Below are 6,484 nucleotides of genomic sequence, written 5' to 3'. Positions count from 1 at the left end.
CCTCGCCGACGACGTGGCCGCGCCCGCGCCGCCGCCGGCCGCCCCCGACCTCCGGTCCGGTGCCGTCCGGCGCACCGAGCGGCTGGCTGCTCGAGGTGTGGATGCCGTGGCTGCGGGTCGCCGCGATCCTGACCGCGATCTGGGGGCTGTCCGCCGTCGGCGCCCGGGAGTTGGTCTTCTACTGGCCGCTGTGGGTGCTCGGGCCGTGGGGCGCGCTGCTGCTGATGCGGACGGCGGGCGGCCTGGCGGCCGGTGAGCCTCGCCACCGGGACGACCGGCGGGAGCGCCGCCTGGCCCGCCGGCAGGCCCGACGGGCGGGGGAGCGGTAGCGTCTTCGCTCGTCACGGAACGGATCCGCCCCGGCTGTCCGTTTTCCCGCGCGGGTGACGTGCGGGGTGGTCGGTTTGGCGACGGACCGCAGGCGGGCGTACACTTTCAGATCGGCGCACAGCGTCCACTCCGGCATGCCCACCCTGCGCTTCGGTGGGAGTCGGAGCCGCGGCTGGCTCGGGCCCGACGATTTCCGTCGGAGCCCGTGTAAGACGTTGTGGGCCGTCCGGAGTAACCGACGTCAGGACAGCGGAGGACATGCCGAAAAAAGACGGAGCCATTGAGATCGAGGGTCGGGTCATCGAGCCCCTGCCGAACGCCATGTTCCGGGTGGAGCTCGCGAACGGTCACAAGGTGCTGGCTCACATCAGCGGCAAGATGCGGCAGCATTACATCCGCATCCTGCCGGAGGACCGGGTCGTCGTCGAACTCTCGCCGTACGACCTGACCCGCGGGCGCATCGTCTACCGCTACAAGTAAGCCTGACGGCGGCCGGGACGTCCCCGTGTCCGTCTTCGACGTCCGGCGTCGCGCGTGGTCGCGCCTCCGGGCCAGATGGGAAGTAAGGCAACCGTGAAGGTCAAGCCGAGCGTCAAGAGGATCTGCAACAACTGCCGGATTATCCGCCGGCACGGCCGGGTCATGGTCATCTGCAGCAGCGACCCGCGCCACAAGCAGCGCCAGGGCTGAACCAGTCCCACCGGTCGTGACACGGCCGGTCGGATCGGCCCGGGCGTCGTAGATCCCGACAGCACATCACCAGCTCGTCCCAGCCGCGAGCGGTACGCAGCGCGTACTCCCTCGTGGTTGACCCCCGGTCGGAGGCCGGGGCCCGCTCGGGCAGCGACCGATCCCGGTCGCCGGCGCTGACAGCGTCGGAAAGACGGGACGGCCGGTAGCGGGGTGGGACGGGTCCACACCTCCGCAACAACATCACGAGGAGTACGCCCGCACATGGCACGTCTAGCCGGCGTGGATCTCCCCCGCGACAAGCGGATGGAGATCGCGCTCACCTACATCTTCGGGGTCGGCCGTACCCGCGCCCTGGAGACGCTCGCCGCCACCGGCATCTCGCCGGACAAGCGCGCTCGGGACCTCACGGATGAGGAGCTGGTCCAGCTCCGCAGCCACATCGAGGGCAACTACAAGGTTGAAGGCGACCTGCGCCGCGAGGTCGCCGCTGACATCCGCCGCAAGGTCGAGATCGGCTGCTACGCGGGTATCCGGCACCGCCGGGGCCTGCCCGTCCGTGGCCAGCGGACCAAGACCAACGCGCGGACCCGGAAGGGTCCGAAGCGGACCGTCGCCGGCAAGAAGAAGCCCGGCAAGAAGTAACTAGGAGCGCACAGACTTATGCCACCGAAGGCTCGTGCCGGAGCCGCCGTCAAGAAGGTCCGGCGCAAGGAACGCAAGAACGTCGCCCACGGGCAGGCGCACATCAAGAGCACCTTCAACAACACCATCGTGTCCATCACGGACCCGACCGGTGCGGTCATTTCCTGGGCCTCCTCCGGCCAGGTGGGCTTCAAGGGCTCCCGCAAGTCGACCCCGTTCGCCGCTCAGCTGGCCGCCGAGGCCGCCGCGCGTCGGGCGATGGAGCACGGCATGCGCAAGGTCGACGTGTTCGTCAAGGGCCCCGGCTCCGGCCGGGAGACCGCCATCCGTTCGCTGCAGGCCGCCGGGCTGGAGGTCGGGCAGATCTCCGACGTCACCCCGCAGCCGCACAACGGATGCCGTCCGCCGAAGCGTCGCCGGGTCTGAGAGGTAGAGAGAGATGGCTCGTTACACCGGTGCTGACTGCCGCCGTTGCCGGCGGGAGAAGATGAAGCTGTTCCTCAAGGGCAGCAAGTGCGATGGCCCGAAGTGCCCGTTCGAGTCCCGGCCGTTCCCGCCCGGGCAGCACGGCCGCGGCCGCACCAAGGAGACGGAGTACCTGCTCCAGCTCCGTGAGAAGCAGAAGGCCCGCCGTGTCTACGGCGTGCTGGAGAAGCAGTTCCGCGGTTACTACGAGGAGGCCGTGGGCAAGCAGGCCAAGACCGGTGAGGTCCTCCTGCAGATCCTCGAGTCGCGGCTGGACAACGTCGTTTACCGGGCTGGCTACGCCTCGTCCCGGGACATGGCCCGCCAGCTGGTCAAGCACGGCCACTTCACGGTGAACGGCAAGAAGGTCGACATCCCGTCGTACCGCGTCAAGGAGCACGACATCATCGAGGTGCGGGGGAAGAGCAAGGAGCTGACCCCGTTCATCGTCGCGCAGGCCCAGGCCGGTTCCCGGTCGGTGCCGGCCTGGCTGGAGGCCATCCCCAGCCAGATGAAGATCCTCGTGCACTCGCTCCCGGCCCGCCAGGTGATCGACACCCAGGTCCAGGAGCAGCTGATCGTCGAGCTCTACTCCAAGTAAGGGCTCGTTGCGGTGGCCCGCCCTCCGGGGCGGGCCACCGGAACAGTTTGTGTCGTGGGCGTCATATAGCGGGCGCCCCGGAAGAGAAGAGAAGAAATGCTCATCAGCCAGCGACCGTCTCTCTCCGAAGAGTCGATCAACGAGACCCGCTCCCGGTTCACCATCGAGCCGCTGGAGCCGGGCTTCGGCTACACCCTGGGCAACTCGCTGCGGCGTACGCTGCTGTCGTCCATCCCGGGTGCGGCGGTCACCTCGATCAAGATCGACGGTGTCCTGCACGAGTTCACCACCATCCCCGGTGTCAAGGAGGACGTGGTCGAGCTCGTCATGAACATCAAGGAGCTCTGCGTCAGCTCCGAGCACGACGAGCCGGTCAGCATGTACCTGCGCAAGCAGGGCCCGGGCGACGTGACCGCCGGTGACATCCAGCCCCCGGCCGGTGTCTCGGTGCACAACCCGGACCTGAAGCTCGCCACCCTGAACGGCAAGGGCCGGCTCGACATGGAGCTGACCGTCGAGCGGGGCCGGGGCTACGTCACGGCCGCGCAGAACAAGCAGGCCGGCGCCGAGATCGGCCGGATCCCGGTCGACTCGATCTACTCGCCGGTGCTCAAGGTGACGTACCGCGTCGAGGCGACCCGCGTCGAGCAGCGGACCGACTTCGACCGGCTGATCATCGACGTCGAGACCAAGCCGTCGATGGGCCCGCGCACCGCGCTGGCCTCGGCCGGCTCGACGCTGGTGGAGCTCTTCGGGCTGGCCCGGGAGCTGGACGAGACCGCCGAGGGCATCGACATCGGGCCGTCCCCGCAGGACGCCCAGCTGGCGGCGGACCTGGCCCTGCCGATCGAGGAGCTGGACCTCACCGTCCGCTCCTACAACTGCCTCAAGCGCGAGGGCATCAACTCCGTTGGTGAGCTCATCGGGCGTACCGAGGCCGACCTCCTCGACATCCGGAATTTCGGTCAGAAGTCGATCGACGAGGTCAAGATGAAGCTCGCCGGGATGGGTCTCGGGCTGAAGGACTCGGCCCCGAACTTCGACCCGGCGCACGTCGTGGACGCCTTCGGCGAGGCCGACTACGACACCGACGACTACCGCGAGACCGAGCAGCTCTAGTCCGCGCTGCCGCCACACCTGAGGAGCACCAAGCATGCCCACGCCCACCAAGGGCCCCCGCCTCGGCGGCAGCCCCGCGCACGAGCGGCTGATGCTGGCCAACCTGGCCACCGCGCTGTTCCAGCACGGCAAGATCCAGACCACCGAGACGAAGGCCCGGCGGCTGCGTCCGCTGGCCGAGCAGCTCATCACCAAGGCGAAGCGGGGCGACCTCGCCGCGCGGCGGCGGGTGCTGGGCGTCGTCAAGGACAAGGACGTGGTCTACGCCCTGTTCGACCAGATCGCGCCCCGGTACGCCAACCGCAACGGTGGCTACACCCGGATCGTGAAGACCGGTCCGCGCAAGGGTGACGCCGCTCCGATGGCGATCATCGAGCTGGTGGAGGAGCTTCAGGTCGCCGAGCCGAAGGCGAACAAGAAGACCGCCGCCCGCAAGGCCGCCCAGCAGGACAAGGTCGAGGCGCTCGCCCCGGCCGAGGAGACCCCGGAGTCGACCCCGGTCGACCAGGACTCCGAGGCGCCGGTGTCGGCGTCCGGTGACACCGACGCCGCCCGCGAGGACAGCGACGAGGCCACCGAGAACAAGGCCTGAGCACAGGCAGCATCGTCGGGCCCGGCATCCCTCCCTGGGGTGCCGGCGACGCCGTGAACGGGAGGTACGAGGTGGACGAGCGGATCCGGTTGCGGCTGGACGTCTCCTACGACGGCACCGACTTTTCCGGTTGGGCCGCCCAGCCGACCCGGCGCACCGTCGCCGGGGTGCTCGTCGAGACGCTGGACCTGGTGCTCGGCGCGGGGACCGCGACCGGGCTGACCGTGGCCGGCCGCACCGACGCCGGCGTGCACGCCACCGGCCAGGTCTGCCACCTCGACCTGCCCACCGCCGTGTGGCGGGAGCACGAGGACCGGCTGCTGCGCCGGCTGGCCCGGCTGCTCCCCACCGACGTGCGGGTCCGGGCGATGACCGAGGTCCCCGCCGACTTCGACGCCCGCTTCTCGGCGACCTTCCGCCGCTACGAGTACCGCGTCACCGACGCCCCCTGGGGTGCCGAGCCGCTGCGCCGGCGCGACACCCTGGCCTGGCCCAAGCCGCTCGACCTGACCGCGCTGAACGCCGCCGCATCGGGCCTCGTCGGGGAGCACGACTTCGCCGCGTACTGCCGGCGCAAGGAGAACGCCACCACGCTGCGCGAGGTGACCCGGCTGGACTGGCGGCGGGACCCGGACGGCATCCTGGTCGCCACCGTACAGGCCGACGCGTTCTGCCAGGCGATGGTGCGCAGCCTGGTCGGCGCGATGCTGGTGGCCGGGGACGGCCGCCGGCCGGTCGAGTGGCCAGCGAGCCTGCTCACCCGCCGGGAACGCTCCAGCGAGGTCACCGTGGCGGCCGCGCACGGGCTGACCCTGGTCGCGGTCGGCTATCCGGAGGATCCGGCCGAGTATGCCCGCCGCGCCGACCTGACCCGCCGACTCCGGGTGCCGGTGGTCGAGGGCTGACCCCGCCACCCCGCGGAGCGGGGGAGCGACCGCCGTCCGGAGCCGGGCGGCGAACGGCCCGCCGTCCCGGTGCCGGACATCGCCGGCGGGGACGGCGGGCCGCCTGGTCGCTGCTCAGGTGCCGGGCGACTCCCGGACGTCGCGGCCGCCCTCCTGGCCGGCGGTGCCGTCCGTCGGGGCGTCGGTGGGCTGGCTGGCCACGCCGGCGTTCGCCCGCCGCTCCAACACGCCGCGGTTGAGGTGCACCTCGATCATGTCGTACAGGATCTCGCGGACCTTGGCGTCGTCGGCGCTGATCCGCTGCCCGTCGGCCCGGGTCACCACGCAGTACGCGAGGTAGTGGCCGCGTACCTGCCAGCCGACCCGGGCGGCGGCGTTCGCCACGGCCTCGGTGTCGGCCCCGGCGGACATGCCCTGGAGGCGGCCCTGCCGCTCGTCGAGCATCTGCCGGATCCGGTCCCGGGCCCGCTGGGCGCTGGCCAGGTCGGTCAGGTTGAACAGCCCGGCGGTGAGCAGGTGGCCGCCGTCCGGGGAGCGGAGGGTGGCCCGGACCACCTGGTTGCAGCCGAGCCGGACCAGCAGGTCGGCGACCTCGCCGGTCGCCGCGACCGCGCAACTGCCGCTGGAGTGGGTCTTGAGCACCTGGTAGCCCGGCTGGCCGTCGGCGACCACCAGCGCCTTGCCGGGGAACACCTCCTTGGCGGTCAGCCCCAGCGGGTCGGTGTCCCGGGAGTTGAGGTCGGGACCGTCGTCCGGCGCGGCCGACTGCTCGGCCATGGGCTGGCTGGTCGGCGCGGCGCCCTGCGGGGTGGCGGTCCGGCTCTGGAGCAGGGCGGCGGCGGCCAGCCCGCAGAGGGCGAGCAGCATCAGGACGGCCGCGCCGCCGATCAGCACCTGCCAGGTCCGGCCGCCCCCGCGCTTGCGGTCGGCGTGGCGGGACCGGGGCAGGTCGAGCGGCTGGCTCGGGTCGGGAACCTGGGTCGGCGGCGTCTCCGTGGCGATGTCCGACGTAGCGGCCGGGGCGATGCCGGGCGCGCTCGCCGGGGGCTGCGGCGCCTGGGTGGGCGCGGATTGCGGCACTGGCACAGCGGCCCGGGCCGGGGCCGGGTCGACCGCGGGTCGGGCCGGGCTCGGGCT

General features: G+C 71.5%; 9 protein-coding genes and 1 pseudogene. 9 read left to right on the top strand and 1 reads right to left on the bottom strand.

Annotated elements, in window-relative coordinates; translation table 11 throughout:
- From JNW87_RS32955 to truA, 9 genes and pseudogenes are all read left to right on the top strand, one after another.
- Positions 1-329: pseudogene (locus tag JNW87_RS32955) on the top strand (DUF1707 domain-containing protein); the annotation flags it as partial.
- 259 nt (positions 330-588) lie between these two features.
- Positions 589-810, top strand: a complete 222-nt coding sequence (infA, locus tag JNW87_RS32950; protein WP_007073013.1) for a translation initiation factor IF-1 — start codon at positions 589-591, stop codon at positions 808-810.
- A gap of 93 nt (positions 811-903) precedes the next feature.
- A complete protein-coding gene (gene rpmJ, locus JNW87_RS32945; RefSeq protein WP_109801286.1) occupies positions 904-1,020 on the top strand; it encodes a 50S ribosomal protein L36 in 117 nt (38 codons plus the stop codon).
- 264 nt (positions 1,021-1,284) lie between these two features.
- Positions 1,285-1,665, top strand: a complete 381-nt coding sequence (rpsM, locus tag JNW87_RS32940; RefSeq protein WP_109801285.1) for a 30S ribosomal protein S13 — start codon at positions 1,285-1,287, stop codon at positions 1,663-1,665.
- A gap of 18 nt (positions 1,666-1,683) precedes the next feature.
- Positions 1,684-2,091 (top strand): 30S ribosomal protein S11, encoded by a 408-nt coding sequence (gene rpsK / locus JNW87_RS32935; RefSeq protein WP_014440747.1) that lies wholly within the window; start codon positions 1,684-1,686, stop codon positions 2,089-2,091.
- Between the two features lie 13 nt (positions 2,092-2,104).
- Positions 2,105-2,731, top strand: coding sequence for a 30S ribosomal protein S4 (rpsD, locus tag JNW87_RS32930; protein WP_109801284.1), 627 nt, complete (start codon positions 2,105-2,107; stop codon positions 2,729-2,731).
- A gap of 96 nt (positions 2,732-2,827) precedes the next feature.
- Positions 2,828-3,850: a DNA-directed RNA polymerase subunit alpha gene (locus JNW87_RS32925; RefSeq protein WP_007073009.1), complete on the top strand. Its 1,023-nt coding sequence runs from the start codon at positions 2,828-2,830 to the stop codon at positions 3,848-3,850.
- 34 nt (positions 3,851-3,884) lie between these two features.
- Positions 3,885-4,442 (top strand): 50S ribosomal protein L17, encoded by a 558-nt coding sequence (gene rplQ, locus JNW87_RS32920; RefSeq protein ID WP_109801283.1) that lies wholly within the window; start codon positions 3,885-3,887, stop codon positions 4,440-4,442.
- A gap of 71 nt (positions 4,443-4,513) precedes the next feature.
- Positions 4,514-5,347 (top strand): tRNA pseudouridine(38-40) synthase TruA, encoded by an 834-nt coding sequence (gene truA, locus JNW87_RS32915; RefSeq protein WP_109801319.1) that lies wholly within the window; start codon positions 4,514-4,516, stop codon positions 5,345-5,347.
- A gap of 114 nt (positions 5,348-5,461) precedes the next feature.
- Here truA and JNW87_RS32910 read toward each other — a convergent pair.
- Positions 5,462-6,484 (bottom strand): hypothetical protein (locus JNW87_RS32910; RefSeq protein WP_255544653.1); only part of this gene is annotated, 1,023 nt, incomplete at its 5' end.

Source organism: Micromonospora sp. ATA51, assembly GCF_016802855.1.
GTDB lineage: Bacteria > Actinomycetota > Actinomycetes > Mycobacteriales > Micromonosporaceae > Micromonospora > Micromonospora sicca.
The sequence above is the reverse complement of the archived record's forward strand: the minus strand, read 5'-3'. Positions and strand labels throughout refer to the sequence as shown.